Genomic DNA, 24,712 nt, shown 5'->3' with positions numbered 1-24,712 from the left:
CTTAGGCGACGATCGCTTCCTCGTCGACCACGACGAAGTCGTGCTGCGAGTTGAATTCCTTCAGGGCCCCTTCGATCTGTTGAATCGTGTCGTCCGACAAATCATTGCTGTCGGCGATCGCCTGGCGGATTTCGGGCTTTTGGTCCTTCATGAACGTCAGGAAGGTTTTCTCCCACTCCTGGACGCGATTGACGGCGACCTTGTCGAGGTGACCGCGAGTGCCGGCGTAAATCACGAGGACTTCGTCGACGACGTTCAGCGGGTTGAAGACGCCTTGCTTCAGCAACTCGACCAGACGGTAGCCGCGGTCGAGACGGGCTTGAGTCGCGGGATCGAGCTCGGTGCCGAGCTGGGCGAACGCTTCGAGTTCGCGGAAGGCGGCGAGGTTGAGTCGCAAACCGCCGGCGACCTTCTTCATCGCCTTGATCTGGGCGGCGCCGCCGACCCGGGACACCGAGATGCCGACGTTCATGGCCGGCTTGATGCCGGCGAAAAACAAGTCGGGCTGCAGGTAGATCTGGCCGTCGGTAATCGAAATCACGTTCGTCGGAATATAGGCGGAGACTTCGCCTTCGAGCGTCTCGATAATCGGCAGCGACGTGAGCGAACCGCCGCCGAGGGCGTCGCTGAGCTTGGCCGAACGTTCGAGCAAACGGCTATGGCAATAGAAGACGTCGCCGGGAAACGCTTCGCGGCCTGGCGGACGACGCATGAGCAGCGACAATTGGCGATAGGCGACGGCTTGCTTGCTGAGGTCGTCGTAAACGATTAGAGCGTGGCCGCCGTTGAACATGTACTCTTCCGCCATCGCGGTGCCGGCGTACGGGGCAACGTACTGCAACGGCGCCGGCGAACTGGCGCCCGCGACAATCACCGTCGTGTAATCCATGGCGCCGGTCTCGCGAAGACGTTCGATGACGCCGGCGACCGTCGATTCCTTCTGACCAACGGCAACGTAGAAGCACTTCACGCCCGAGTCGCGCTGATTGATGATCGCGTCGAGCGCGACGGCGGTCTTACCCGTCTTACGATCGCCGATGATCAATTCGCGTTGGCCGCGACCGATCGGCGTCATCGCGTCGACCGCCTTGATGCCGGTTTGCAGCGGCTGGGTGACCGGCTTCCGCTCGGCGACGCCGGTGGCAATGACTTCGACGTTGCGGCGCTTGCTGGTGACGATGGGCCCCTTGCCGTCCATCGGATTACCGAGGGGATCGACCACGCGGCCGAGTAAGGCATCGCCGACCGGTACGCTGAGGAGCTTGCCGGTGGAGCGAACTTCATCCCCTTCGTTGATCGACAGGTAGTCGCCGAGAATAATGATGCCGACCGAGTTCTCTTCCAGGTTGAACGCCAGCCCGATGGGGCCGCTGGAAAACTCGACCATTTCGCCGGCCATGACGCCAGAAAGGCCGTATACCTGAGCGATGCCGTCGCCGACTTCCAGTACGCGACCGACTTCGCGGACGTCAATCTGGGCGGCGTAGTTCTCGATTTCCTTTTGGATAACCGACGCGATTTCGTCGCTATTGAACTTCATGGCGAATTTTATTTGTTGAGTTGATCTGGTGATCGATAGTTGTGCTGAAGGCGAATCGGAGGATCCGCCATTGGATTTTTACGCCGTGGTTTTGTCGAGGAATTGTCGCGGATTACGCTGGATGGCGTCGACCGCGCGCTCGATCATATTCAGTCGCATTCTTTCCAAGCGAGTTCGCACCGAACCGTCGTAGACCCGGTCGCCGACGCGGATCACGAAGCCGGCGATCAGGTCGGGATTCACTCGCTGCGTGACAATCGGATCGGCGCCGAGGACGTCGCCGAACGCGACTAGGATCTCCTTTTCCAGCGTCGCGTCGAGCGGATTGGCGGTTTCCAACTCGACTGGAATCCGACCCGACCGAGCTTGCCACAACTTGCGCGAGACTTTCGCGACGTCGCGCAATAGGCTCAGCCGCTTGTGCCGAGCCATCACCTTGAGGAGGTTGAGCGTCGTCGTCGACACCTTGCCTTGAAAGAGGCGATCGAGCATCGACACCTTCTCCTCAGCCGCGATCAGCACCGAGGCGAGGATCTGCTGCAGGCGCGAGTCGAGAGATAGCACCTCGCCGACGATCGCCTCCAACTCGTTGACGACTTGCTCCTGCTCGCCGATCCCGCCAGCTGCATCCAGACCCGCCGACGCGTAAACGCCGGCCAATCGCTCGGCATCGACGTCGAAGACCGTATCACGGACGCGGTCGGTGTGGATGAATTCAGCCATGTGATTCCAGTTGAGCGTCCGCCATGCGAGCGGAACTTTCGTGGTCTGCGGTACGAACGGGAAACTAGTTGTTGGAAGCGGATGAAGCGTGCAGCTTGGCGAGAGCGGCCCGAACTAATTCCTGCTGCTTGGCAGGATTAATCGACTCGCGGATCACTTTGCCGGCCAATTCCACCGCAAGATTGGCGCTGGTTTCGGCGAGATCCTTGATCGCGTGGTTCGATGCGATTTCAATGTCGCGAATTGCTCGGTCACGCTCCGCTTGAGCGCCCGCCCGCGCCTCGGCGATAATTTGCTCCTTCGTCCCTTCGGCGTCCTTACGCGCCTCATCAAGCATCGCGCGAACTTCGGCCGCGGCGCTGGCCAGTTTGGCCTCGTACTGAGCCAGCAGCCGCTTCGCTTCCTCATTCATCGCCTCGGCGGAGGCGATGTTTCCCTCGATTCGCTTCTCGCGTTCGGTGAGAGCAACGCTAATCTTCGGCCAAGCCAGCGTGCCCAGGATGAGCAGCAGCAACATGAACACAGCGAAGGTGTAGATCGCCAGATCGCCGCGGATTTCCGACGGGTCTTCCAGCGACGCCCCGGCATTGCCATGGCCCAGATCATGCGACTCGCCGTGCCCCTCTTCGGCATAGGCGTAGTTCGACCCGGCCAGCGCCAACGCGACTGTGCTCAACGCTACCCAAACAATCCCGCGCATTTCAGCTCTCGCTTCACGAGGAAACAGGGCGCCCCCTTCAGGCGGGCGCTTCGCGACTCCGCCTCAAACGATCAGCCGGCCCACGGATTCTGCTGCATGCAGATAAACAACGCAAAGAAGGTGAAACCTTCGATGAGGGCTGCCGCAATGATCATCGCCGTTTGGATGTTGCCGGCGACTTCGGGCTGACGGGCCATGCTCTCCAGAGCAGCGCTGGCCAGCTTGCCGATGCCGTAGGCGGCGCCGATCGTGGTGAGGGCGGCGCCGAAGGCGCCCGAGAAGGTGATCAGCGACCAATCGCTGGCGGCGGTCGCCGTCGGCGCCGTCGCAACGGCATCCGCGCCTTCTTCCTGGGCCCAAGCGGGAGTGGCCAACGCCAACGAGGCCACCAAACACAATGCAAACAGCTTCGCTACCTTGGTCACGACAGTAAGCTCCTTAAGAAAATAAGAACTTCGTAAGTTCCAGCGACAACCCTGCCTCGAACGCTCGGCTAGTGGTGATGGACCGCAGCGCCGATGAACAGGGCAGACAAAAATGTAAACACGTACGCCTGCAAGAAGGCGACGAACAACTCCAACAAGCTGAACAAGGCCGATCCGATCACGGAGATCGTCGCCGTGAGGTGCCAATTCGCGCTGGCCGCCGCCGCGACCGCCAAGCCCATGATCGCCAGCAACACTAAGTGGCCGGCAACCATATTGGCAAGCAAGCGGATGCTGAGCACGAGGTGCTTGATCAACAGACCGAGGACTTCAATCGCGAACAACATCGGCACGATGAAGATCGCCAACGGCAGCGGCAGACCCATCTGAGGAACTTGATTCTTCCAAAAGCCGACGATGCCAAACCGCAGCGACCCAGCGACAATCACGGTCGCGAACGTGACCAAGGCCAGCCCAATCGTCACGCTAAAGCTGCCGGTCGGGGCGCCAACCCAGGGGAGCATGCCCAACAGATTGCACCCCAGCACGAACATAAAGATCGTCCACAGCAGGGGCACAAACCGATCGGCGTCGTGATGCCCAATTGCCGGACGAGCGATGTCGTCGCGGATGAACAGCAGAAACGACTCGAAGAGGTTCCAGAGCTTCCCTTTCGCCGGCCGGCCGTTGCGAACCTTCGCCGCCAGAGCGGTAAAGACGACGATCAGGATCAGAGCGACCACGACCTCCAAGATCATGAACTTGGAGATTGCGAAACCCGACTCCCGTTCGTAGTTGTTCTTGAGCTTACCGAAGGGCTGCGGAATGAGAATTTTGCCGTCGAGTTGGTGGTTGTACTCGGCGATCTTCGCGGGCGACCAGTCGGGCGCCGTCGCTTTGAATTCTTCTAGGTTGTCGGCCTGGGCCTTAATTTTCGCCCATTGCTGCTGCAGAGGTCGAGCAGCGTCCAACCGTGCGGTCCAGGCCTCGGCCGACTCGCCCTTGGCTTGCTTGGCGAATCTGCCTAGAGCCAACTGCTGCTGGAACCACGCTTGGCTTGGAGCCTCTTCCAGAAACCGATCAAACGGCTTGGCGAAATTGGCGTGATCATGAACCCAGGAGTGATACTGGCTCATCAACGCCGCTTCGGCAGGCAAGCCTTCCAGAGATTTCAGCTTGGCCAGATCGTCATACTGTTGCTTCGCTTCCCAATCCTGAAACTCCGAGTCAAGCCGGATGTAATGATCGGGAAACTCATTCCGCGACTGGCGCGTCGACTTCCACAGCGATCGCGGCACCTCGAAGTAGTACGCGTCCTTGATGTGGAGAATGGGGGAAGCCATGGCGTATGTTTTTATGCGATTTCGATGCGTTTGGTAGTCAGGCGGCTTCGGTTAACTGGATGCTACGGTGCCGGGGGCCTTGACGCTTGACGGCGAGATCAGGCGAACGCTCAATAGCGTTTCGGCCACGAGCCCGAGCAGGTAATGAACGACTAACAACCCCACGATGCCATCCGCCGCGAGCGGATGATTCGATTTGCTGAAGTAAGCGATCGCGACCATTGGCAATGCCATGCGAACCAGCATGCCTAAGAGCGCTGCATTCACTCGGGCCGGCGGCGTCGGGGCGAGAGCGACGATCAATAGCGAGAGTGCGCCGACCGACCAGATCATGGTGGCCGAGACCAAGCTGGCAAGATAAGCGCCGCTTCCGTACTGCCGCGCGGCCACTATTCCTGTCGCAGCGGCGACCGCTGCCAGGAAGAGACCAAGAATCGCGATGTACTTTGCCGCTCGTCGCACTGTCATCTTGCTGCCGCGATCACTCGCGACAACTCCCTGGCGGTTTGGCCCTGCACGAACCCGCCGCTGAAACGACCTTGCCTAGTCTCTCACTCCCGGGGGAGCTTATCCTGCTCACCCGAGGTTCCACTCGTTCGAGAGCCCACTCCCTGTTTCCGCGTCGCGCGCCGCGGCCCGGCATCGGCCGCACGGGTTGCCGAGATGAGGTAAGTCATGCCGCCAACCAGCCCACATCCAAAACCGATCAATCCGATGAAACTGAGACCCAGCCGTCGGTCGAGCCACAGGCCCGCCAGACCGGGAACAATCATCATCACAGCAGCGGCAAAAATTCGCGCCACCCACTGCATGGCAATCCCCATTGGATGCATCGGGGGCTCTGCCATGTCATTTCGCCGCCTCCGCCCTCATTCGGCAATCGCCCGCCATGACGAGTGGCAACTTGCCAAGTGCTTGCCGTGCAAGGCTTTAGCGCCGCCTACATTCTTTGCTCGATGACTGGTTGCCGCTCGATTGGAGCCACAATCGCGAGTTAAGAAATCGTAAGGCCCTATGCCGGCACAATTTATTTCGCGCAGTGATGGGTGTCAACCACCCCGGGGTTGAATTTGTGCTTTTTTTCACAAAGTCCGCCGAACTGTACATATCTCCTTTTCCTGGTGAAAGTTACGGCGATTGACATTTAGTACCCTGCCGAATCTCGGCCGCGATCCGTCTGGGCCATTTGCACCGAGAATGAAACGTACAACGTTTACTGGTTTTTTCAAGTCATAAGTCATTTCTATCAAAGCATTTATGATCTGTCGGCTTCCGAAAATAGTTGCAGAAAGAGACGGTATTATCTATTATGCGGGCATAGGGAGGCGCCGGTGGCGCCCAATTTGCTTAAGACGCAGGTCGTGCCCGAGGTTCGCTTTTCAGGCGCACCCCATCAGCAAACTTGCATCTCCAGCTTGACGACGCGTAAGCCTCGGCCTCTCTCTGCCTCCCGCTGTTTTCTTTTGCTTTTCGGGCCAAGAGGGCCGCTCAGCTAGCGAAGGGACGATCGCTGCAAGAGATGCTGCGCCCAACGTCGATCCCTCCCCCACGAACTCGCCTCGCTCACAGGATCTCCGAACGATGACGGCGGCCACTCTGCGATCGTTGACGGCCAAGGATCTCGCCAAGATGGCCCGCGAACGGGGCGTGGCCGGTTGGCATTCGATGCGAAAAGAGGAGTTGATCGGCGCCCTCGTCCGCGTCTCCAGGCGACGTGCGTCGGCCGAGAGCAAAGGGGTCGTTAACGGCCGGCACAACGGTCACGTTGAAACACCGACGCGACGAGATTTCCAGGCCCAGCGCAAGTTGAGCCAACTCCAGGACAAACTCGCCCAGGTCCGCAATTTGGCCGCAAGTTCCGAGGAACTGCAAGCCCGCCAAGATCGCCTCGTCGTCATGGTTCGCGATCCGTATTGGCTGCACGCCTACTGGGAACTTTCGCCACGGAGCATCGACCGCGCTCAAGCGGCGATGGGCCAACGTTGGCATGGCGCGAAGCCGGTGATCCGCGTGCTCAAGATTCAGCCCGATTCCGCCGCCCTGCACGAACGCGACATCCAAATCCACGGGGGCGTCCGTAACTGGTACGTCGATGTGCAAGATCCGCCGGCCGATTACCGGCTGGAGATCGGCTACTTGTCCATCGACGGCTCGTTCTACTGTTTGGCGCGTAGCAATGAGGTTTCGACCCCCCCGGCCGGAACGAGCGACGCGGTCGATGACAACTGGACAGCCGTCGCCGAAAACGCCGACCGGATCTTCGCGATGAGCGGCGGCTACTCGGCTCAGGGGGCAAGCCGCGAGTTGCAGGAACTCCTGGAGGAACGTTTGCGACGTCCGCTGGGAACGCCAATGAAGACCCGTTACGGCAGCGGCGCTGCCGGGCGCGACGGCGAGCAGTTAGACTTTGCCGTCGACGCCGAGATCATCGTCTACGGCGCCGCGAACCGCGATGCCCACGTGACGCTGCAGGGTGAACCGGTGCAGTTACGCGAAGACGGCACGTTCGCGGTACGACTAAGTCTTCCCGACCGGCGGCAGGTGATTCCGATCGTCGCCAGTTCTTACGACGGCGTCGAGCAGCGTACGACAATTCTGGCCGTGGAGCGGAACACGAAGGTGATGGAACCGCTGACGCGCGACTTTGTCGACAACAGCTTCTGAAGCCACTGGCTGCGGGAGGGCGCATAGTTGTGATGGCGCCTCCGCGGTGATTCCCGGGCGGGCTCAGGTGGAATGCTTGTGCGTGCGGGAGAGAAATAGGAGCAATAAACCCACGGATCCCCAGAACGCTGACGAGAGGATAGCTACTCCGAGATAGTGCAAGTCAATAATGCCTGTCCCCAATAGACAGACTGCGATAAAACAGCACAGCGACCCAACGGCTCGGATGATTGTTCTCATGCACCACATTCTAACCTCCGCTCTGTAGAATCAATCCTCTTCAAAAACTCCTAGCGCGCCCCCCGCAACCTTGCCAGCACGACCCGGCCGCGAAGCTTATGCGGCATTGCGTTATACTTAGCGCATGGAAGCCGCCGTCGCCGAGAATGCCCGCCGGTTGGTCGAATTCATTCGACCCTTTGGACGCTGCGTCATCGCTTATTCAGGCGGCGTCGACAGCGCCGTCGTCGCGTACGCGGCGCATGTGGCTTTGGGAGAGGGCGCGCTGGCCGTTACTGGAGTCAGCGCGAGTCTGGCGAGCGGCGAACTCGAAGCGGCCGAGCGTACCGCCCAGCTGATTGGCATTCAGCACGAGGTGCTGCTCACGAGCGAGCTTGCAGATCCCAATTACCAGAAGAACGCTCCCGATCGCTGCTTTCACTGCAAGACGGAGCTCTATGCCCAGCTTACGGCGGAAGCCTCCCGCCGGGGCATGGCCGTTATTCTGAATGGCGCCAACGTCGATGATCTCGGCGACTTTCGTCCCGGGATGACCGCTGCGTCGCAGCATGGCGTTCGCAGCCCCCTTGCCGAGTGCGGTCTGCGTAAGGACGCCGTGCGACGCGTCGCGCAGGCTTGGGGACTTGAAGTCTGGGACAAGCCAGCAACTCCGTGCCTGTCGAGCCGCATTGCTTATGGCGTCGCCGTCACTCCCGAGCGCTTGGCAATGATTGATCAGGCTGAAGGACACCTGCGCGAACTTGGCTTTACTGGGTTTCGCGTCCGGCTGCACGAAAGTTCGCTGGCAAGGCTGGAGGTGCCTGCAGAACAACTGCCGAAGTTGTGTAGCGACGCTGTGCGGGCGAGCCTCGTGTCAGCGTTGCGGCGGATCGGCTTCAACTACGTCGCGGTCGACCTCGAAGGCTTCAGGTCAGGCAGCTTTCAGCAATTAGTGCCAGTTGACGAGCTGCGGCGATTCGGACACGCGCCGTCAAATTAATCAGAATGGCCGCCCGCCGGGCGGACCGACCGGCGGCAAGCCGCGCTCTTTGCGGCGATCGTTGAAAATCTGGATGCCGTTTTCGAACTTGGCGCGTTGCTCAGGAGTCGTGTAGTCGAGCATCTTCTTGCGAAACTCGTCCATCTTCTTGGGGTCCATATTGGGCGGCCCGCCACGACCAGGTCCTCCGGGTCCCCCCTGCCCTCCTCGCGCTTCCATTTCGTCAATGCGCTTGTCGAGCTCGCGACGCTGTTCTTCGGGCGACTTCGCCATGAATTCGTCGTAGTTCTTTTCGAACTGCCGCGCCATCAACGGGACGAAGACGGCCATGCTGCTTTCCATGAACGCGGCGCGCTGGTCGGGCGAAAGACCCTCCATTTGCTTCCGAAACGCTTCGCCTTGCGTTCGCCGTTGGTCTTCCGGCATGTTCGCCAGCTTGTCGACGTTCGCGTCGCGCTCCTTCTCTAGTGCGGCCACTTGCGGATCGTCGCTGTATGCTTTGCCGTCGAACCAGCCATAGAACCAAGCGACGAGCACCGCCAACATTGCGACGCCGACGATTCCGCAGACTTCTGACTTTTTCATGGCAGTGATCCTTCTGCTATTCGGCGACGATGACGGCGTCGACGTGGCCGTCAAGATAGGCAAAGTTGCGCGCGCCATTCTCTCCGGGAGTTCCATGGAACGCGCCGAAATCGTACACAACCCAGATCTCCGAGCTCCCTTTGAAGTCAAGGACTTCAGGACGCGTCCTACCGGCCAGCACGAGGGACGGATACTCGTAGCTCAACCCTTCCTTCTCGAAGTAGGTCTCGAACGCTTCGTTCGTCTGATCAACGGGTGCATTGTCATTGGTCGGATCGAGTTGATTCGCGGCATAGATCAGCGAGTCGCTCGGACATCGGAATAGCTCGCGATTATTCTCGCAAAACGGCGCCAAGACGTCGTAGAGCGACGGCTTCTTCTTTGGATTGCTGGAGCGCGGGTTCTTCGCCACATCAGGAAACTTACCGCGTTCGCCTTGGCGATCTAAATATTGCGTTAGCGCCAGGCCAATTTGCCGCAAGTTGCTTTTGCACTGCGTGCGGCGCCCCGCCTCGCGCGCGGCTTGGACGGCTGGCAACAGCAGCGCGATCAAAAGGCCGATGATCGCAATCACGACCAGCAGTTCGATCAGCGTAAATGCGGTACGACGAGACATGCGAATGGCTCCATCGACAATCATTCTCAGCCGTGGCTGATTATAGTGTGCACCGACCATTTTACCGCGCTCATTCTTGAAACCCCGCGTCCCCCGCGAGGTCTCGCCGTCGACGCAATTCTAGCGTGCGCATCGACTTGTGCAGAGTCCGGAACGTCTGTTAGAGTTTTCGCTAGCTTGGCGGGAGTCTTGCCCGCCTCTCCAACGCTTTTCCCACAATCGCCGCTCACTCTTCCGTAGGCGCCATGAACCCCATGTTTCCCCTCGCGTTGTCGAACCAACTCCACGCCATCGACTACGGCGTGTTTCTGGTCTATTTCGCCATCGTGTCGGTGTACGGGTACTGGATTTACAACAAGAAAAAGCGGGATGAAGCCTCAACGACGGACTTTTTCCTGGCGGAAGGGTCGCTCACCTGGTGGGCGATCGGCGCCTCGCTGATCGCGTCGAACATCTCGGCCGAGCAGTTCATCGGCATGTCAGGCGATGGCTTCCGTCTGGGAGTTGCCATTGCGGCTTATGAATGGATTGCCGCGATTTCGCTGATCGTGGTTGGCGTGTTCTTCCTTCCGATCTACCTGAAGAACCGCATCTTTACGATGCCGCAGTTCCTCAAGGAGCGCTACAACGAGTCGGTTGCCTTGATCATGGCAGTCTTTTGGCTGTTCCTCTATGTATTGGTCAACTTGACGTCGATCCTCTACTTGGGGGCCGAAGCGATCAGGCCGATGCTCGGCATTGAGCACTCCCAAGGAGTCATGGTCGCTTTGGCCATTTTTGCGACGATCATTACGATTGGCGGCATGAAAGTTATCGGGTACACCGACGTCATACAGGTTGTCGTGTTAATATTCGGCGGTTTGGCGACGACCTACATTGCGCTAAAGATGGTGAGCGAGTACCTCGGCATCGACGGTGGCGCCATCGCCGGGTTCAACGCGCTCATGGAACGGGCGCCCGACCATTTCCACATGATGTTGTGGAAACCAGGACCAGACGCCTCGCCGGAGTACGTCTCCAAGTACCTGGCGGTGCCGGCGTCGATGTACATTGCCGGTCAGTGGGTGGCGAACCTCAACTATTGGGGCTGCAACCAGTACATCACTCAGCGGGCCCTCGGCGCCGACCTGGAAACTGCCCGTAAGGGCCTCCTCTTCGCGGGCTTTCTCAAGCTGCTGATGCCCGTGCTGGTGATGCTTCCTGGCATCGCCGCGTTCGTTCTCCATCAGAACGGGCAGTTGCAGGAGCAAATGCTGAAGAACGGTCAGGTCTCGGGCGATCAAGCCTACTCAGCGGTGCTCACGTTTCTTCCGATCGGCCTGCGCGGGCTTTCGGTCGCGGCGCTGACTGCAGCGATCGTCGCCTCGCTCGCCGGGAAGGCGAACAGCATCTCCACGATCTTTACGCTCGATATCTACAAGCGGTACATCAACACGGGCGCCAGCGAGAAAAAGCTCATTTGGATTGGCCGGCTGGCGATTGTCCTCTCGATGGTCGCCGCCCTCGCCTTCACTTGGCAGGACACCCTCAACATCGGCGGCGAAGGCGGCTTCAAGTTCATTCAGAAGTACACCGGCTACATCAGCCCTGGTATTTTTGCCATGTTCCTGCTCGGAATGTTTTGGCAGCGAACCACCGGGGCGGCCGCCATCGCCGGCTTGCTATCGGGATTTGGCCTGTCGGTGTTCTTCAATGAAGTCGCGCCGCGATTGAGCCGCGAGAATCTGCTCTACACCGCTTACCCAAACGGAAAGGTGATCGACGGGGCGCCGGTGTATGAAATCCCATTCCTCATTTGCATGGGATGGGCATTCGCGTTTAGCATCCTGCTCATGGTCGTCATCAGCCTCTTTGGACCGAAGGTGAATCCCAAAGCATTCGCCATCGATCGGACGATGTTCAGAGTATCGCCGTCGACCCTCGCGCTCATCGTCATCATCTTGATGTTGCTCGGCGCCCTGTACATCAAGTTCTGGTAGAAATCTCGCTCGCTTTCCCCGAAACGAGTTAAGCAACTTCGTCGGAACCGAAGCGGTCCGACGAAGCGCGGCTGGATACAGCGACAGCGGGGCTGCGGGCTTACTTCGCGTGATGCCGCCGACGAATCTTGGCATTTCGACGGCGGGTACCGGCCCCGCCTGTGGCCCGGTAGCCGAATTCCACGGCAAACCACTCGGCGTACCGCTCTCGATCGGTGTAGCCGGTGTTTCGGTCGTCGATTAGGTGGCCGAGTTCGTGGATCAGGATGTTATTCAGGTAGAAGTCCTCGATCGCCGCCTTCGACCAAGTCAGCCGCCACGAACCAATGGCCGGTTGGTCCCAGCGGCCGCCGTACATCCGCGATTCGGTCACGACCTGTGGCTGCGGGGGAATGCTGAACCATTCCTCAAGCGATTCCTCCAGCGGATAAAGGTAGAGCGTGCTCCCCCACTGCATGCCGTAACAGGGAAAGCTTTGCTTCTTCCGCGTCATCTGGCTGAACTGCACCACCTCGAGCCCATTGAGGAACTCTTGAGGCACCCGAGCAAGCCGTTCGCGGACCTGTTCGGGGGTGACGACGTGAGCGTAACCCTCGCCGGGCTGTTGCACGACGATGCGGTAGCCCTTGCCGTCGTTACGCGGCTCGTGCCAATCTTCAGGCGGCGCGAACGGTGCGCGCACATTCTGCGCGCCGAACTGAGGACTACGGGCGCGACGCGACCACCGAACGGCAGTTTGGGCGCGAGTCGTCTTCTTCGGGCGGAGACCGTTGAGTTGCGAGCGACGTTGCGTTGACATGGCGAGCCTAACCTTAAAGAATTCATACACTTGCTGCGCGTCACGCATCATGCGGGAGGGGTCTGTTTCACCCCTGCGAGGCGAGCCGACCAAGGCGTCAGAGCGGGTCGGGGCGGCCTTCCAGCTGCCGTATCCATCGTAGGCTGCGGGCAAAAGGGGCGGCAAACAGAAGACGCAAGACGTTGCCGAGCCGGGACTTGGGGAGTCTGTCGACACCCCTCTCAGGAGGGGTTGGACAGGTATTTGGTCGCCCTGAGCGGCCACCCGTTTTGTGAACATTAGTCCACTAAAGGACTGCCGTCGTAGAGGCGTTTGAGCGCGAGCGATCCACGATTGAAGCGAGTCCTTGCGAAGAGCCAGCACGATGAAGGTTGTGATCTATACTCGAAATGGATGTCACCTGTGCGACGAAGCGGCAGCGCTCCTCGACGCGCAAGGGGCCGCGCCGCAACTGATCGACGTCGACGCTGATGAAGCTTTGCGCGAGCGATTTAACGAGTGCGTCCCGGTTGTGGAGATCGACGGCAAGATTCGCTTTCGCGGGCGGGTCGATCCCGTGCTATTGCGGCGGCTGCTGCGTTAGCTCTGCGTCCCAGTGGGCGCGCCGAGCCGCCCTATTCTTCTCGCGACGCCTGCCGCCATGCCTCGCGGATGATCGCCCAGAAGCTCACTATCAACAGTGCGGCCCAAGCCCCGATCACCCCGCAACTCACGGCTCCGAACGCCCGGCCGGGCCAACTGACCGCCGGCCCAGCCAACTCGCTGATTCCCCACCAACCCAGCAGCAGGCCTCCCGCGGCGCCGAGTCCCAGCGCCCAGCGGGTCCGCCATGCGTCGTTGGTCCGATCGGCGAGCGACGTTACCCTTGGCAGTCCCATCTCCGCCAACGATACAGGTTGCTGAACCACCAGCGGGGCGTCCGCGTCGCTTGACCCGGCGCGAGCTTTCCAGCGAACCACGTCATGGGATGTGTCGCGCAGCCGGGTGCCCAGGAACGTCCCAAAAACGTGGGCAGCAATGAGCAGCACGGCGCTTCCCACGACAAATGGACCAACCCCATCGAGCCGTGCCAGCAAAGCGCAAAAAATCACGGCGGCCGAGATGAAGTAGAACCAGGGCCGCAGGCCGAACCGCAACAGGTTCGGCTCCCGTTCGGTGGCCGGCGGCTGCGCCGAGGTGACGGCATGGTGATCGAAATCCGGCGACATGGCGGCCTAATTATGGAAGTTTGCGCGGAGGGAGGCAAATGGCCTGACGAACTTCATGTTCGCCGCCCACCTCCGCTAAGATGACGAAAACCACCATCCGGCCTCACTCCTGAGCCTTGCATGCCCCTCTATCTCGCCCTCGGATCGCCCCACGCCGAACTCTCGCTCGACGACATACGCGCCGCTCTGACCGACGTGCTCCATCAGCTTGGCCCCCGTCGACGGGTGCTCGCGGTGCCGCCTGATTATTCCCGTTTTGCCAGCCGCGCTGGTGAATTGACCTGCATGGCTCACGACCATTACGGCGACAACCTCGTTGACGTCCTCCCCGCGCTCGGCACGCACGAAGAGATGTCTGAAAAGCACCGGACCAAGATGTTCCCCTCGATTCCGGCGAGTTTATTCCGCTATCACAATTGGCGGACCGACGTCGAAACGGTCGGAACAGTCCCCAGCGAGTTCGTCGGGGAGGCCACGGAAGGAATCTATCGCGAGCCCTGGCCGGCCCAACTGAACCGCCTGATTTCCCGCGGCGGGCACGATTTGATCTTGTCCATCGGGCAGGTGGTCCCCCACGAGGTAGTGGGAATGGCAAATCATGCGAAGAATCTCTTCGTCGGCGCCGGCGGCGTGAAGGGGATCAACGAAAGCCATTTTATTGGCGCGGTCTATGGCATGGAACGGATGATGGGCCGCGGCGACACCCCGCTGCGGCGAATCCTCAACTACGCTCAGGAGCATTTTTGCCGAGACTTGCCAATTGTGTACGTTCTGACGGTGATTGGCCCCAACGAAGCCGGCAAGTCGGTGATCCGCGGGCTGTTCATCGGCGACGACGCCGAATGCTTCTGGAAGGCGTGCGACCTCGCCTTCGCGGTGAATGTGACGGTGGTTCCGGAGCCGTTCCGTAAGTGCGTGGTCTATCTCGATCCCGAAAAATTTCCCAGCACCTGGCTCGGGAACAAGGCGATCTATCGAACCCGCATGGCAATGGCCGACGGCGGCGAACTGATCATCCTCGCCCCCGGCGTACGAACCTTCGGCGAAGATCCTGAAATCGACCGCCTCATTCGCAAGTACGGCTACCGTACCACGCCCGAGGTATTGGCAGCGGTCGAAGCGAATGCGGAGCTACGCGACAATCTTTCCGCCGCGGCGCACCTCATCCACGGCTCAAGCGAGAAGCGGTTCCGCGTGACCTATTGCCCCGGATCGCTGTCGCAGGCCGAGATCGAAGCCGCTTGCTACCAGTTTGGCGACCTCAATGAGTATGGTCGCCGCTACGACCCGGCAACGCTCAGCGATGGCTGGAACGAATCGGCCGACGGCGAACGGTTCTTTTTCGTTCGCGATCCGGCCATGGGGCTTTGGAAATACCAGAAATAGGTCGCGGGTCGAGGGCCTCAGGCTAATGCCGCAATTCGACGTTCAACGCGGACTTCAGTTTCAAACTCAGAGGCCACGCCCGAGCCGCGGTAGGTGCCGGTAATTGGGGCCGTCCCCGCGGCGGTGGCGGAAGCCGCGACGGCGACATGGCTTTGACCGACGGCCAAGCCTCGCGAGGGATCGTATCCACGCCAACCCGCGCCGGGGATGTAAACCTCCGCCCATGCGTGAAGCTCGCCCCCCTGCCCCAATCCATCGGACTCTTCGTAGCCGCTGACAAAACGGGCCGCGATACCGAGCGCCCGGCACACGTCGATGAACAGTGCCGCTAAATCGCGGCAGGCTCCTCGCTTCTCGCGCCAAGTTCGTTCGGGCGACCAGACCCCCGGCTCCCGCCGATGCACAGATTCCAAACGATCGAAGATCGTATTGTTCAGTGAAGTTAGCAGCGGCACCAACTCGCCCCGCGCGGCGTCCCGCATCCGCGATGCAAAGATCGCGATCTGATCTGGCGCACCGAGGCCGTGAGGATTGCGGTGGAGGTAGGGCCGTAGGGCGTCCGACTCGGCGGCGTAGAAGACCGGCAGCCGCGAACGGCAGTTGTCGGGCAAGAAATCGAATGGATTCTCCCGCAGCATCTCCACCGTCGACCGCGAGTTGATTGTCAGCGTGCGGTGCAGGCCGTCAAACCAGACATGAGTCACCGTGTTTCCCGCCGAATCAAGCGCCGCTGACGTCCCGGCCGGACGCGGATCGATCTCGAGCGAGAACTCCAGCGGCGTCTGGGCGCCATCGGCCCGTGGCTGGAAGCGAAGCACGTGTGGTTCTAGAAATACGGCGTCTGAAAATTCGTATCTTGTCAAATGCGAGATTTCCAATTCCATGACCGGGCTGCCTTGTTTACGTGGAACGAAACGCACCGCACCCGCGGGCCTCGTCTTCTGCGAACCAGCCGCCTAACGAACAAGTGGACTCCATACGATGGCCTCGACGAAACGGCTTTTGCTGCCGCCGCATCATTTGATCCCGACGCGCTAGCGTTTACCCTGCCGCCGTCGACAACTGAACTTGCGATTGCCCGAACGGCGTTTGCCGCTGAAACGCCATTTCCAGCGGCCGCATGGCGAAAAACGTGTCGGAGATTCCCTCCCCGATCGCGTTCAACCGCCGCTGCAGATCATCGACGAATTCATGGAGTCCGCGCTCAATGATTTGCTGTGAAGATGTGTATGCCAACTCCGCCCGCAGTTGCCCGAGTTGCTGCTCAGGCTTATTGACGAAGCCGCCGATCGCCGAGCCCGAAATCGCGTGGAGCGACTCGTTGGCCTTCGTCAAACAGTAGAGCACAGCGCGCGGAAATTCACGATCAAGAATCAAAAACTGCACCACCGAGGCAGGTTCAAGCCGGCCATGCCGTTGGCGATACATCTCCAGCGCACTCGCCGAGCGCAATAGCGCTGACCATTGGATGTCGTCGAAGGGCGTCCCGATGTCCGAAGGGCTCGGCAACAGAATAAAATACTTAACGTCGAGAATGCGCGACGACTTGTCGGCCCGCTCGATCAGCCGCGCCAGGCGGCAGAAGTGCCAGCCCTCGCCGTGCGTCATCGTCGCGTCCGTGATCCCCATAAACTGCTGCCCGGAGAAGCGGATCTGATCGAAGAAGTCGTACGACTCCTCGTACGCCGCCGCCTCGGCGTTATTTTCCCGCAGCAGCAGGTAGAAGCGGTTGATATGCTCCCACATTTCCGACGAAATGCTCTCGCGCACGGCGCGGGCGTTCTCGCGCGCCGCACGCACGCACGACATGATCGAATTCGGATTGTCGCGATCGAAGGTGAGAAAACGAATCACGTTCTGCTTGCTGGCCGTCTCGTAGCGCTCGCCGAATTGCTCGTGATCGCCGGTGGTCACCACCAGCGGCAACCACTGCTGCCCCCCGGCCCCAGGCATATCGAGATTGAGGTTCAAGTTGACGGCGATGAAGCGCGCAACGTTCTCCGCCCGCTCGATGTAGCGGCTCATCCAGTAGATCGATTCGGCGACGCGGCTGAGCATGTCTTTTTGCAGTCGATGAGAAGAACTGTCGAACTCTTGGAGTGGTGCAGACGTCAGGCCACCGGTGACGAACGGTCGCACATGACCCAGGTGTCTTTGCTGCCGCCTCCTTGCGAGGAGTTGACGACCAACGAACCCTTGCGGAGCGCCACGCGCGTGAGTCCTCCCGGCAAAACGTAAATCTCCTTGCCGTACACGACGAACGGCCGGAGGTCGACGTGGCGACCCTCCATGCCGTTTTCCGTCAGGACCGGCACGCGCGACAGGTTGAGCGTGGGCTGAGCAATGTAATTGCGCGGCTTCGCCCGAATCAAATCGGCGAAAGTCGCCTGCTCTTCCTTCGTCGAGCGCGGCCCAATGAGCATCCCATAGCCGCCCGACTCGTTCGCGGGTTTCACCACCATCTTGTCCAGGTTCGCCAGGACGTGATTTCGCTGCGTTTCGTCCCAGCACACGAATGTTTCGACATTGGGCAAAATCGGTTCTTCGTCGAGATAGTAGCGAATGATTTGCGGGACGTACGCGTACACGACCTTATCGTCGGCGATGCCCGCGCCAGGAGCGTTCGCCAGCGCGACATGCCCTTCGCGATACGCCTGCATCAGTCCCGGAACGCCCAACATCGAGTCGGGGCGAAACGCCTGAGGATCGAGAAAATCGTCGTCGATCCGGCGATAGATGACGTCAACGCGCTCGAATCCCCGGGTGGTCCGCATGTAGACGTAACTGTCGTGGACCACGAGATCTCGCCCTTCGACGAGCGGAATCCCCATCTGCTGGGCCAGGTAAGAATGCTCGAAATAGGCGGAGTTAAATGATCCCGGCGTCAATAGCACCACATGCGGCTGCCGCACGCGATGCATCATCTGCGCCTGGAGCGCGTCGAGCAACCGGCTGCAATAATCGTCGACGGGCAACACGTGTGCCTGTTCGAATATCTGCGGAAACGTTTGCTTAATGAGTTGGCGATTTTGCAAGACGTAGGAAACGCCCGACGGGCAGCGGAGGTTGTCCTCCAACACATAGAATTGCCCCTCACGGTCCCGCACGAGATCGACGCCAGTAATATGGCACCAAATCCCCATCGGCGGGTCGAGACCCATGCACTGCTGCCGAAGCGTCGCGCAGCTACGCACGACGAATTCGGGGATCACGCCGTCGCGAACGATCGACTGCTTGTGGTAGATGTCATCGATAAACTTGTTCAGCGCGACGATCCGCTGCTTCAGTCCTCGTTCCAGCCAACGCCATTCGGGCTCCGGAATGATCCGCGGGCAGATGTCGAAGGGAATAATCCGCTCCGATCCCTCCTGGTCGCCGTAGACGCTGAACGTAATGCCCAGGCGCCGCATCGACCGCTCCGCCGCCATCTGGCGCCGTTCAAGTTCGTCAGCGCGGAGGTGCCAAAATCGCTCGAACAGCGCTCTATAGTGCGCGCGTGGCTGGCGCTCGCCGTCGAACATTTCGTCATAGAAATCGCCCACATCGTAGGCGTCGAACCCAATACCCGGGATTTTTACCGTTTCAGACGACTTCATGGAGCGCGATCGAGAGGCGGCGAGGGCAACATCAGTGGACATGGCGAACTTCTGCGTTGCGAGCGAAATTCAGAAGACATTCACGACGCCGGCGGAGAAAAGCCTCTGCCAAATAGGTTCGGTACGCAATTAACGCGCCGTCGCGGGAAGCAGCGAAAACGGCCAGATCTACTCCGGATGATGGCCGCAATGGCCTATCTGCCGTGCAATAGGTGCGCAATCGGCGCGCAACCGCCGCCCGCCACGTGAGAATACCATTTTACCCCAGGCGGAGTCTGCGCTATTTCTGGAGTTGCTGACTTACCACCGCGGACGAAGAGCGCCGGCGTCGATGGCGGGTCCGCGCAGAACGGGCGGCGAGATCGAGGTCTGGTCCGCCGTGACGTCGAACGTTGCTGGCGGTCGCCCCGTTAGCACATGACTCACGGGCTCGACGACCGCCGTCGCGGAAAACACGGCGTGGCGATGGAGCGAGCTACCAGCTTCGCCTGGCGAGCTTGAGCTGAGGGCTTCCGCAGCGACGTGCGCAGGCCATGAAGAAGGCAGATGTCCCGCAGCGGTTTTCGAGTTAGCCTCGTTAAGGCTTAGCTGGATCGTCTCAACTGGCGAAGTTGCAAATGTAATCTTCGCCCGCGTCGACGATCGTCCCGACCGAGCGCGGCGCTCGATCATCGACAAAGAACTTGGCTGCTTTTCAGCGATCGAATTGAGCGTCTCGCGACTTGGAATTGCGCGGCTTGAGACGAGGATCGCATCGCGCAGATCAACCGCTGCTCGGTCAGTGACCCATGCCGCCATTGTCGTTGGCGGAGTCTGGGCAGCAGTCGTCACCGCGCCGGTTTTGAACATCTCTGCTGATAGGCGACGCGGCCCCACAGTCCGACTAAGTCGTGCCGACATGGTGGTCGGTTGCCTGACGCTATCGTCCGATCGTTGCGGCTGAACGGCGTACGAGGCGGCGTTTCCAGCAAAGAACAGGGCGGCAACGAGGAAGGATTGGCGAGCGAGGCGAATCGCTTCGCGCCGAACGACGCGACGACGGACGGTTGTGGACACGGCTTCGACCCAATATGCAGACTGCCGCCTGCCGGAGCGTCGGCAGTGCAATTTGCGGACCGAACGCGATGCAGCACTCAAATGGCTGCATATCATGCATTTGGGGCAATTATGCTCGCACGCGAGCTGGAGGCGATGACCCGCAACGAGGCGCCGGGCGCCTCGATCGTCCGCATTGGATCGCCTATCCAAAGAATCCGCGCTTCGTAAACGACTTTCGCGCGGCGGCGTCGTCGCTCTGGATATCGAAGACTTTGTTGAGTTTTGTGATCTTGAAGACTTCGAGGATTTCGGGCGAGACACTGCACAGCTTGAGCTTTGCCTTGAACTCGTCGCACTTTTTCTTCATTGCCACGAGCTTGCCCAGCATCGCCGAGGCCATGAATTTGACGCTGCCGAAGTCGAGCACCACTTGTTGTTCCTCGCTCTTCCCCAGTAGCGCGTACAAATCATCGAACAGCCGCTTCAGCTGTTCCGGGTCGATCAGTCGTTCGTCGAGAATCCGAATGGTGAGAATGTCATCTTTGGCGTAAGAGTTGATCGGCATAATGAACCCGCTGGGGAGAATGACATTGCGCCCGCCATAAGCCTCGCGCGGGGACCACGACGGCACGCGAATACGCCCGGCAGGACTCGAACCTGCGGCCCGCAGATTAGAAATCTGCTGCTCTATCCAACTGAGCTACGGGCGCTGAGCCATTGATCGTAGTTTCCACCGCTCAATCCGCCTAGCGAGGGCCTCGACTTGGCGTGTAATCGTCTCTAAATCGCTTCCGGGCCGCGTTCGCCCGTGCGGATGCGAATGCAATCGTCCAGCGGCAGCACGAAAATCTTGCCGTCGCCGATCTGTCCGCTTTCGCCGGTCCTTCCGCCCTTGATAATGGCGTTGATCGTTGGCTCCACAAACGCATCGTTGACGGCGATCTGGAGCTGGACCTTGCGCAGCAGGTTCACCGAAATTTCGCGGCCGCGATAGACCTCAGTCTGGCCCTTCTGTCGCCCAAAGCCTTGGACGTCCATGATCGTTAAGCGAACCACTTCGACTTCCGAGAGGGCGGCTTTCACGTCCTCCAGCTTACTCGGCTGGATCACGGCGATGATCAACTTCATGAGGAGCGCAGATTGTCTACCAGGCAGGGGCTGAAGAGTTGGCCGTCGCTGGCCATTCCGTAGACGCTCTATCGTAAAGGAGTTGCGCCATGGAGAACATCCCAGGGGCGGAAAATCGCGCTCATTCAAAAAGTCGATGTTCGGCTTCGCAGTGATCGCTTTCGCCGTCTCTCCGTCGGTCAGCTGCCGCTACTCGATAGGGGATACCCCGGCTCGGGCGCACTTAGGCGGAAAAGCACGCCGCGAGCCATTGGGGTACCCTAATGGACGGTACGGGAGAGCCGAGTTCCAACGGCTGCCGAAAGAATTGGTCGGGTTCGACACGTGACGAGCGTCTGTTCAAAGAAGTGGGACTCCGTGGAGCCCCGACCCCGGCTTGGGCGAGCGGAGGCGGCATTGCTCGCCCAAGCCAAAAGGGGCGTGGACTGTTTCTCTGGCATTGCGGGCGGAGGCCGGCAGATCCGTGGTCTCAGCCCTGCAAATTGACGTCCCGGCTTGGCGGCGTGTAGGCGGCAAAACGCCGCCAAGCCTTGTGGGACATCAGTCCGACCCAGGCAAGAGTCGAATCCTTCAAAGTCGCTGCGGCGATCAGTAAGCCTGATCGCTGTGGTTAGTTTGTAGAGTCGCCGGAAACTCGGCGACGCTCGACGCGGCTGCACTCTTTTATGGCGCCGCACGGCTGCGATCCCTGCAGCGTGAGGAGCCAGTCTTAGCTAGCCGTTGAGGGTGAAAGCAACTGCCGTGCCAGCGATGCGTGATTCGATTAAGAAAGTTGCAAGTCTCTATTTCACCAAGTGTTACGGGATTCGAAGTGGTGCGAGCCGATGCGGCTGCCATTGAGAACAAGGCCGTCAATGCCCGGCTTCTGCACAAATCGTGATGCGCGGCTAGGCAAACCGCTGCCTCGCTGCCGCGCAGGCAGTGCACGCGACTTGGCACAGCGCAGGCACCGGTCAATGAAGGGCCTGTGCGTTACTCGAAGGGCACTGACGTAGAACGCCGGCGGCCGAACTCGTTAGAGTTCGGCCGCCGGTCGAGAGCTTTCGAGTTGTCGCGTTCCGCCGTGGCGGTTCGGTGGAGCCGCGCGAGCGGGCTGACTGGTTAGTTAGTAAGTCAGGATGGCGTCGATGGCGGCGGTCGTTTGGTCGAGGTCGGCCCCGGGCGCCCAGTCGTGGCGAATTTCGGGACGGAAGACCAGGTTCGAGAGCGCCTTGACGTTCACGCCGCCGGTGATTTCGTTGTAGGACGTGCCGTCGTCCTTCCACCATTCGCAGCGACCGCCGATGCCAATGATGTCGCTGTACGCGTACAGCAAGTATTGGTTGAGGCCGACCGTGTCGCGTTGACCGGCGTTGGGGTTCGGGGTCGCGTCGAGCACGTCGCTTTGGGCGATGTACTGCAACTTATCCGTCACCTTGGCCACGAGCACCATGCTGTGCGAGTAGCTGTCCTTGCCGCCGCGCCAACCGAAGTTGCCCCAGGTGTTGAGGTAGGTGAAGGTGACGTTCTCGTTGATGTTCGCGGCGAAGCCGCCGAGGAAGTTGCTGCCGCCGTCGAGGTTGTCGAAGCCGGTGTCCCAGCCCGCCGTCCAGCCGCCGTACAGGGTCAACGCTTCGAACCCGGTGTAGGTCGACAGGGCGCCGGTGTGAGTAAACGGCTCGCTGTTGAACATCGTGTACGAGTGGCTATGGAAGAAGTTGCCGGTCGCCGGAATCACTTCGTACCCGATGGGGGTGAAGAAGTGGCCGACCTTCGTCGACAGGTCGCCGTTGGCCACTTCCATGTAGGCCTGGGGGATAGCCCAGCCGTAGTAGCCGTGGTCGAGCGAGGCGTCGTAGAAGCCGAAGCCGCGCACCCCCGCGCCGGGGTTGCCGAAGGCTTGCGTCTTCTGGGCGTCGGTGCCGTAGATCAAGTCGATGCGACCGCCGAAGTCGCGACCGCCGGACCCGTCGGCCACTTTGCCGATGTAGAACCACTGCTGGGCGAGGTTCGCATGGTCGGGGATGTCGTCGAACGACAAGAGGTCGTCGAAGTTCTGCGACAGCGGGATGTTCTTGTTGTAGTAGGCGATGTTCGTCCAGCCGCCGACCTCGATCGCCGAGTCGTCGCTGAGACCCATCAGGCTCGCCAGCGACAGCGATTCCACCGGCCCGGCCAAGCCGCAGCCGCTAAACAACCCGCCCGCCGCGCAGCCGTCGCCGCACGCGACGTCGTCGCTGCAGGTCGGGTCGGCGCAGGATGGTTCGCAGCAGTCGCTGGCGCTGCTGACGCTGGCGGTCGTCACCGGGGTCGAGGCCAAGAACTCATCGCCCTGTCGATAGTACGCGTCGCTTTGGAACGCCACGGGCTCGACGGTCCCCGGATTCGCCCCGAACGCGAACGGTCCGTAGGAAATGCTCGCGGCGGTGAGGAACGCTAGCGAACGCTTGCGCATGGAGAGGCCTCCGTGGGGGGGAAATCGAGTCGCGGCGGGAGCGGCAAGGTGGGCTAGGTGGGCCGCCAAATGCTCCTATCGACTCCGAGCCGCTGCCAAGCCGAGCCGAAGCGGGCCAATCGCGCGACTGCCAGCGCGCGGCGCGCGAAACCTTGTCGGCTGTAGCAGCCGTATGCCGGCAGGCCGCCGTCACGGCCGGGGCCAGCGGCCGTCGCGCGCACTAACCTGCGGCGCCGGGGGCCTTCGCTTCGATGTCGGCAAACAGCGCGTCGACGAACTCCTCCGGCTGGAAAAGAGCCAAATCCTCGGCCTTTTCGCCCACGCCGACGTACTTCACCGGCAGGCCGACCTGTTGGCGGATCGCCACGACGACGCCCCCCTTCGCGGTGCCATCGAGCTTCGCCAGCACGATGCCAGTGCAATCGACCGACTGGGTAAAGTTTGCCGCCTGGCTCACGCCGTTCTGGCCGGTCGTGGCGTCGAGCACCAGCAGCACCTCATGCGGCGCCTCGGGAACCAGCTTGCGGATCGAGGTCTGAATCTTCGTCAGCTCGGCCATCAGGTTCTTCTGCGTTTGCAGTCGCCCGGCCGTGTCGACGATGCAGACGTCAATCTGCTTCGCGACCGCCTGCTCGACGGCTCGATAGGCGACCGACGCAGGATGGGCGCCCGGATCGCCGGTGACGATCTCGGTCCCCAGCCGCTGCGACCAGATCGTCAGCTGCTCGACGGCCGCGGCGCGAAAGGTATCGCCCGCCCCCAGCAGTACGCTCTTGCCTTCCGACTTAAACATCGCGGCCAGCTTGGCGATCGAGGTCGTCTTGCCGGCGCCGTTGACGCCGCAGACCATGATCACCGTCGGCCCGCTCGCGGCGAACCGAATCGGCGAGGCGTCCTGCCGCATCAGCTCGCCGAGCTTCGCCTTCCAGGTCCGGACGACGTCCTCCAGCTGCACCACGCGGCCGCGAAAGTTCTTGGCGACCTCGGCCACAATCTCCTCAGCCGAGACGAAGCCCATGTCGGTCTTGAACAAGATCGCCCGCATCTCGTCGAGAAACTCGTCATCGATGAGCCGCCCCTCGCTCTTGAAGAGGTCGCGGACGTCGGTGTTGAGAATCTTGACGGTCTTGGTGAGACCGCGTTTGAATTTGTCGAACAGGCCCATGGACGTTGCTGATGCTGGATGCTGGTTACTGGATGCTGGTAGCCGCCGGTCAACGACCGGCCGGCGCGGCGGGTGCTGGTTGCTGGTTGCTCGATGCTGGTTGTTCGTTGCGGCGAGCGAATTTGCCATTCTAGGGGGTGGTCGCGGGGTTCGGAATGCTGTCG

Annotated in this window: 23 protein-coding genes and 1 tRNA gene; 5 read left to right on the top strand and 19 right to left on the bottom strand. The window is 60.7% G+C overall.

Annotated elements, in window-relative coordinates:
* Position 1: 1 nt before the first annotated feature.
* The 6 genes from atpA to I41_RS15380 all read right to left on the bottom strand — a co-directional run bounded on the left by atpA (position 2) and on the right by I41_RS15380 (position 5,199).
* Positions 2 to 1,540, bottom strand: coding sequence for a F0F1 ATP synthase subunit alpha (atpA, locus tag I41_RS15405; RefSeq protein ID WP_145433803.1), 1,539 nt, complete (start codon positions 1,538 to 1,540; stop codon positions 2 to 4).
* A 78-nt stretch (positions 1,541 to 1,618) separates the two neighbouring features.
* Positions 1,619 to 2,263, bottom strand: a complete 645-nt coding sequence (gene atpH / locus I41_RS15400) for an ATP synthase F1 subunit delta (RefSeq protein ID WP_145433801.1) — start codon at positions 2,261 to 2,263, stop codon at positions 1,619 to 1,621.
* Positions 2,264 to 2,327: 64 nt separating this feature from the next.
* Positions 2,328 to 2,963 carry a F0F1 ATP synthase subunit B gene (gene atpF / locus I41_RS15395; RefSeq protein WP_145433799.1) on the bottom strand — a complete coding sequence of 212 codons (636 nt, stop codon included), beginning with the start codon at positions 2,961 to 2,963 and terminating at the stop codon, positions 2,328 to 2,330.
* Between the two features lie 71 nt (positions 2,964 to 3,034).
* Positions 3,035 to 3,388, bottom strand: coding sequence for an ATP synthase F0 subunit C (gene atpE, locus I41_RS15390; protein WP_246133682.1), 354 nt, complete (start codon positions 3,386 to 3,388; stop codon positions 3,035 to 3,037).
* 68 nt (positions 3,389 to 3,456) lie between these two features.
* Complete coding sequence (gene atpB / locus I41_RS15385; RefSeq protein WP_145433796.1) at positions 3,457 to 4,731, bottom strand: F0F1 ATP synthase subunit A; 1,275 nt, start codon at positions 4,729 to 4,731, stop codon at positions 3,457 to 3,459.
* Positions 4,732 to 4,782: 51 nt separating this feature from the next.
* Complete coding sequence (locus tag I41_RS15380; RefSeq protein WP_145433795.1) at positions 4,783 to 5,199, bottom strand: hypothetical protein; 417 nt, start codon at positions 5,197 to 5,199, stop codon at positions 4,783 to 4,785.
* Positions 5,200 to 6,312: 1,113 nt separating this feature from the next.
* Between I41_RS15380 and I41_RS15375 the strand changes: the two genes are divergently transcribed.
* Together I41_RS15375 and larE are read left to right on the top strand one after the other, a co-directional pair.
* Entirely contained in the window at positions 6,313 to 7,395 is a 1,083-nt protein-coding gene (locus tag I41_RS15375) for a DUF4912 domain-containing protein (protein WP_145433792.1), read from the top strand.
* Between the two features lie 364 nt (positions 7,396 to 7,759).
* Complete coding sequence (gene larE / locus I41_RS15370) at positions 7,760 to 8,614, top strand: ATP-dependent sacrificial sulfur transferase LarE (RefSeq protein ID WP_145433790.1); 855 nt, start codon at positions 7,760 to 7,762, stop codon at positions 8,612 to 8,614.
* Here larE and I41_RS15365 read toward each other — a convergent pair whose 3' ends face one another.
* Together I41_RS15365 and I41_RS28645 are read right to left on the bottom strand one after the other, a co-directional pair.
* Positions 8,615 to 9,199, bottom strand: coding sequence for a hypothetical protein (locus I41_RS15365; RefSeq protein ID WP_145433788.1), 585 nt, complete (start codon positions 9,197 to 9,199; stop codon positions 8,615 to 8,617).
* A 16-nt stretch (positions 9,200 to 9,215) separates the two neighbouring features.
* Complete coding sequence (locus I41_RS28645) at positions 9,216 to 9,815, bottom strand: type II secretion system protein (RefSeq protein ID WP_210420963.1); 600 nt, start codon at positions 9,813 to 9,815, stop codon at positions 9,216 to 9,218.
* Positions 9,816 to 10,060: 245 nt separating this feature from the next.
* Between I41_RS28645 and I41_RS15355 the strand changes: the two genes are divergently transcribed.
* Positions 10,061 to 11,794, top strand: a complete 1,734-nt coding sequence (locus tag I41_RS15355) for a sodium:solute symporter family transporter (RefSeq protein ID WP_210420962.1) — start codon at positions 10,061 to 10,063, stop codon at positions 11,792 to 11,794.
* 100 nt (positions 11,795 to 11,894) lie between these two features.
* On the opposite strand, the gene I41_RS15350 is transcribed toward I41_RS15355, so the two are convergent.
* A complete protein-coding gene (locus I41_RS15350) occupies positions 11,895 to 12,593 on the bottom strand; it encodes an ImmA/IrrE family metallo-endopeptidase (protein WP_145433786.1) in 699 nt (232 codons plus the stop codon).
* A gap of 364 nt (positions 12,594 to 12,957) precedes the next feature.
* Here I41_RS15350 and I41_RS15345 point away from each other — a divergent pair, with 364 nt between their 5' ends.
* Positions 12,958 to 13,176, top strand: coding sequence for a glutaredoxin family protein (locus I41_RS15345; RefSeq protein WP_145433784.1), 219 nt, complete (start codon positions 12,958 to 12,960; stop codon positions 13,174 to 13,176).
* Positions 13,177 to 13,207: 31 nt separating this feature from the next.
* Here I41_RS15345 and I41_RS15340 read toward each other — a convergent pair whose 3' ends face one another.
* Positions 13,208 to 13,801 carry a hypothetical protein gene (locus I41_RS15340; protein WP_145433782.1) on the bottom strand — a complete coding sequence of 198 codons (594 nt, stop codon included), beginning with the start codon at positions 13,799 to 13,801 and terminating at the stop codon, positions 13,208 to 13,210.
* Positions 13,802 to 13,921: 120 nt separating this feature from the next.
* Between I41_RS15340 and I41_RS15335 the strand changes: the two genes are divergently transcribed.
* Entirely contained in the window at positions 13,922 to 15,187 is a 1,266-nt protein-coding gene (locus I41_RS15335; protein WP_145433781.1) for a nickel-dependent lactate racemase family protein, read from the top strand.
* A gap of 17 nt (positions 15,188 to 15,204) precedes the next feature.
* Here the strand turns inward: I41_RS15335 and I41_RS15330 are convergent, their stop codons facing one another.
* The 9 genes from I41_RS15330 to ftsY form a co-directional block, all read right to left on the bottom strand.
* Positions 15,205 to 16,071, bottom strand: a complete 867-nt coding sequence (locus I41_RS15330) for a transglutaminase family protein (protein ID WP_145433779.1) — start codon at positions 16,069 to 16,071, stop codon at positions 15,205 to 15,207.
* A gap of 157 nt (positions 16,072 to 16,228) precedes the next feature.
* Positions 16,229 to 17,245 (bottom strand): alpha-E domain-containing protein, encoded by a 1,017-nt coding sequence (locus I41_RS15325; RefSeq protein ID WP_145433777.1) that lies wholly within the window; start codon positions 17,243 to 17,245, stop codon positions 16,229 to 16,231.
* 53 nt (positions 17,246 to 17,298) lie between these two features.
* Positions 17,299 to 18,825, bottom strand: a complete 1,527-nt coding sequence (locus I41_RS15320) for a circularly permuted type 2 ATP-grasp protein (RefSeq protein ID WP_168206932.1) — start codon at positions 18,823 to 18,825, stop codon at positions 17,299 to 17,301.
* A gap of 258 nt (positions 18,826 to 19,083) precedes the next feature.
* Positions 19,084 to 19,839, bottom strand: coding sequence for a hypothetical protein (locus tag I41_RS15315; RefSeq protein ID WP_145433775.1), 756 nt, complete (start codon positions 19,837 to 19,839; stop codon positions 19,084 to 19,086).
* Positions 19,840 to 20,023: 184 nt separating this feature from the next.
* On the bottom strand, positions 20,024 to 20,386 hold the full coding sequence (locus I41_RS15310; protein ID WP_145433773.1) for an STAS domain-containing protein: 363 nt from the start codon (positions 20,384 to 20,386) through the stop codon (positions 20,024 to 20,026).
* Positions 20,387 to 20,457: 71 nt separating this feature from the next.
* Positions 20,458 to 20,531 (bottom strand) — tRNA-Arg (locus I41_RS15305).
* A gap of 70 nt (positions 20,532 to 20,601) precedes the next feature.
* Positions 20,602 to 20,949: a P-II family nitrogen regulator gene (locus I41_RS15300; protein WP_145433771.1), complete on the bottom strand. Its 348-nt coding sequence runs from the start codon at positions 20,947 to 20,949 to the stop codon at positions 20,602 to 20,604.
* Between the two features lie 1,105 nt (positions 20,950 to 22,054).
* Entirely contained in the window at positions 22,055 to 23,383 is a 1,329-nt protein-coding gene (locus tag I41_RS15295; RefSeq protein WP_145433769.1) for an outer membrane beta-barrel protein, read from the bottom strand.
* A gap of 220 nt (positions 23,384 to 23,603) precedes the next feature.
* Positions 23,604 to 24,548, bottom strand: coding sequence for a signal recognition particle-docking protein FtsY (ftsY, locus tag I41_RS15290; RefSeq protein WP_145433767.1), 945 nt, complete (start codon positions 24,546 to 24,548; stop codon positions 23,604 to 23,606).
* Between the last annotated feature and the right edge of the window lie 164 nt (positions 24,549 to 24,712).

Source organism: Lacipirellula limnantheis (genome assembly GCF_007746075.1).
GTDB classification, from domain to species: Bacteria; Planctomycetota; Planctomycetia; order Pirellulales; family Lacipirellulaceae; genus Lacipirellula; species Lacipirellula limnantheis.
The sequence above is the reverse complement of the archived record's forward strand: the minus strand, read 5'-3'. Positions and strand labels throughout refer to the sequence as shown.

What these genes read in the sequence shown, in the direction of transcription:
- I41_RS15300 (WP_145433771.1), bottom strand. Translation starts at nt 20,949, where the DNA reads ATGAAGTTGATCATCGCCGTGATCCAGCCGAGTAAGCTGGAGGACGTG.
- I41_RS15325 (WP_145433777.1), bottom strand. Translation starts at nt 17,245, where the DNA reads ATGCTCAGCCGCGTCGCCGAATCGATCTACTGGATGAGCCGCTACATC.
- ftsY (WP_145433767.1), bottom strand. Translation starts at nt 24,548, where the DNA reads ATGGGCCTGTTCGACAAATTCAAACGCGGTCTCACCAAGACCGTCAAG.
- I41_RS15345 (WP_145433784.1), top strand. Translation starts at nt 12,958, where the DNA reads ATGAAGGTTGTGATCTATACTCGAAATGGATGTCACCTGTGCGACGAA.
- atpB (WP_145433796.1), bottom strand. Translation starts at nt 4,731, where the DNA reads ATGGCTTCCCCCATTCTCCACATCAAGGACGCGTACTACTTCGAGGTG.
- I41_RS28645 (WP_210420963.1), bottom strand. Translation starts at nt 9,815, where the DNA reads ATGTCTCGTCGTACCGCATTTACGCTGATCGAACTGCTGGTCGTGATT.
- atpF (WP_145433799.1), bottom strand. Translation starts at nt 2,963, where the DNA reads ATGCGCGGGATTGTTTGGGTAGCGTTGAGCACAGTCGCGTTGGCGCTG.
- I41_RS15330 (WP_145433779.1), bottom strand. Translation starts at nt 16,071, where the DNA reads ATGGAATTGGAAATCTCGCATTTGACAAGATACGAATTTTCAGACGCC.
- larE (WP_145433790.1), top strand. Translation starts at nt 7,760, where the DNA reads ATGGAAGCCGCCGTCGCCGAGAATGCCCGCCGGTTGGTCGAATTCATT.
- I41_RS15320 (WP_168206932.1), bottom strand. Translation starts at nt 18,825, where the DNA reads ATGTCCACTGATGTTGCCCTCGCCGCCTCTCGATCGCGCTCCATGAAG.
- I41_RS15340 (WP_145433782.1), bottom strand. Translation starts at nt 13,801, where the DNA reads ATGTCGCCGGATTTCGATCACCATGCCGTCACCTCGGCGCAGCCGCCG.
- I41_RS15355 (WP_210420962.1), top strand. Translation starts at nt 10,061, where the DNA reads ATGAACCCCATGTTTCCCCTCGCGTTGTCGAACCAACTCCACGCCATC.
- I41_RS15380 (WP_145433795.1), bottom strand. Translation starts at nt 5,199, where the DNA reads ATGACAGTGCGACGAGCGGCAAAGTACATCGCGATTCTTGGTCTCTTC.
- atpH (WP_145433801.1), bottom strand. Translation starts at nt 2,263, where the DNA reads ATGGCTGAATTCATCCACACCGACCGCGTCCGTGATACGGTCTTCGAC.
- I41_RS15335 (WP_145433781.1), top strand. Translation starts at nt 13,922, where the DNA reads ATGCCCCTCTATCTCGCCCTCGGATCGCCCCACGCCGAACTCTCGCTC.
- I41_RS15375 (WP_145433792.1), top strand. Translation starts at nt 6,313, where the DNA reads ATGACGGCGGCCACTCTGCGATCGTTGACGGCCAAGGATCTCGCCAAG.
- I41_RS15350 (WP_145433786.1), bottom strand. Translation starts at nt 12,593, where the DNA reads ATGTCAACGCAACGTCGCTCGCAACTCAACGGTCTCCGCCCGAAGAAG.
- I41_RS15310 (WP_145433773.1), bottom strand. Translation starts at nt 20,386, where the DNA reads ATGCCGATCAACTCTTACGCCAAAGATGACATTCTCACCATTCGGATT.
- I41_RS15295 (WP_145433769.1), bottom strand. Translation starts at nt 23,383, where the DNA reads ATGCGCAAGCGTTCGCTAGCGTTCCTCACCGCCGCGAGCATTTCCTAC.
- I41_RS15365 (WP_145433788.1), bottom strand. Translation starts at nt 9,199, where the DNA reads ATGAAAAAGTCAGAAGTCTGCGGAATCGTCGGCGTCGCAATGTTGGCG.
- atpA (WP_145433803.1), bottom strand. Translation starts at nt 1,540, where the DNA reads ATGAAGTTCAATAGCGACGAAATCGCGTCGGTTATCCAAAAGGAAATC.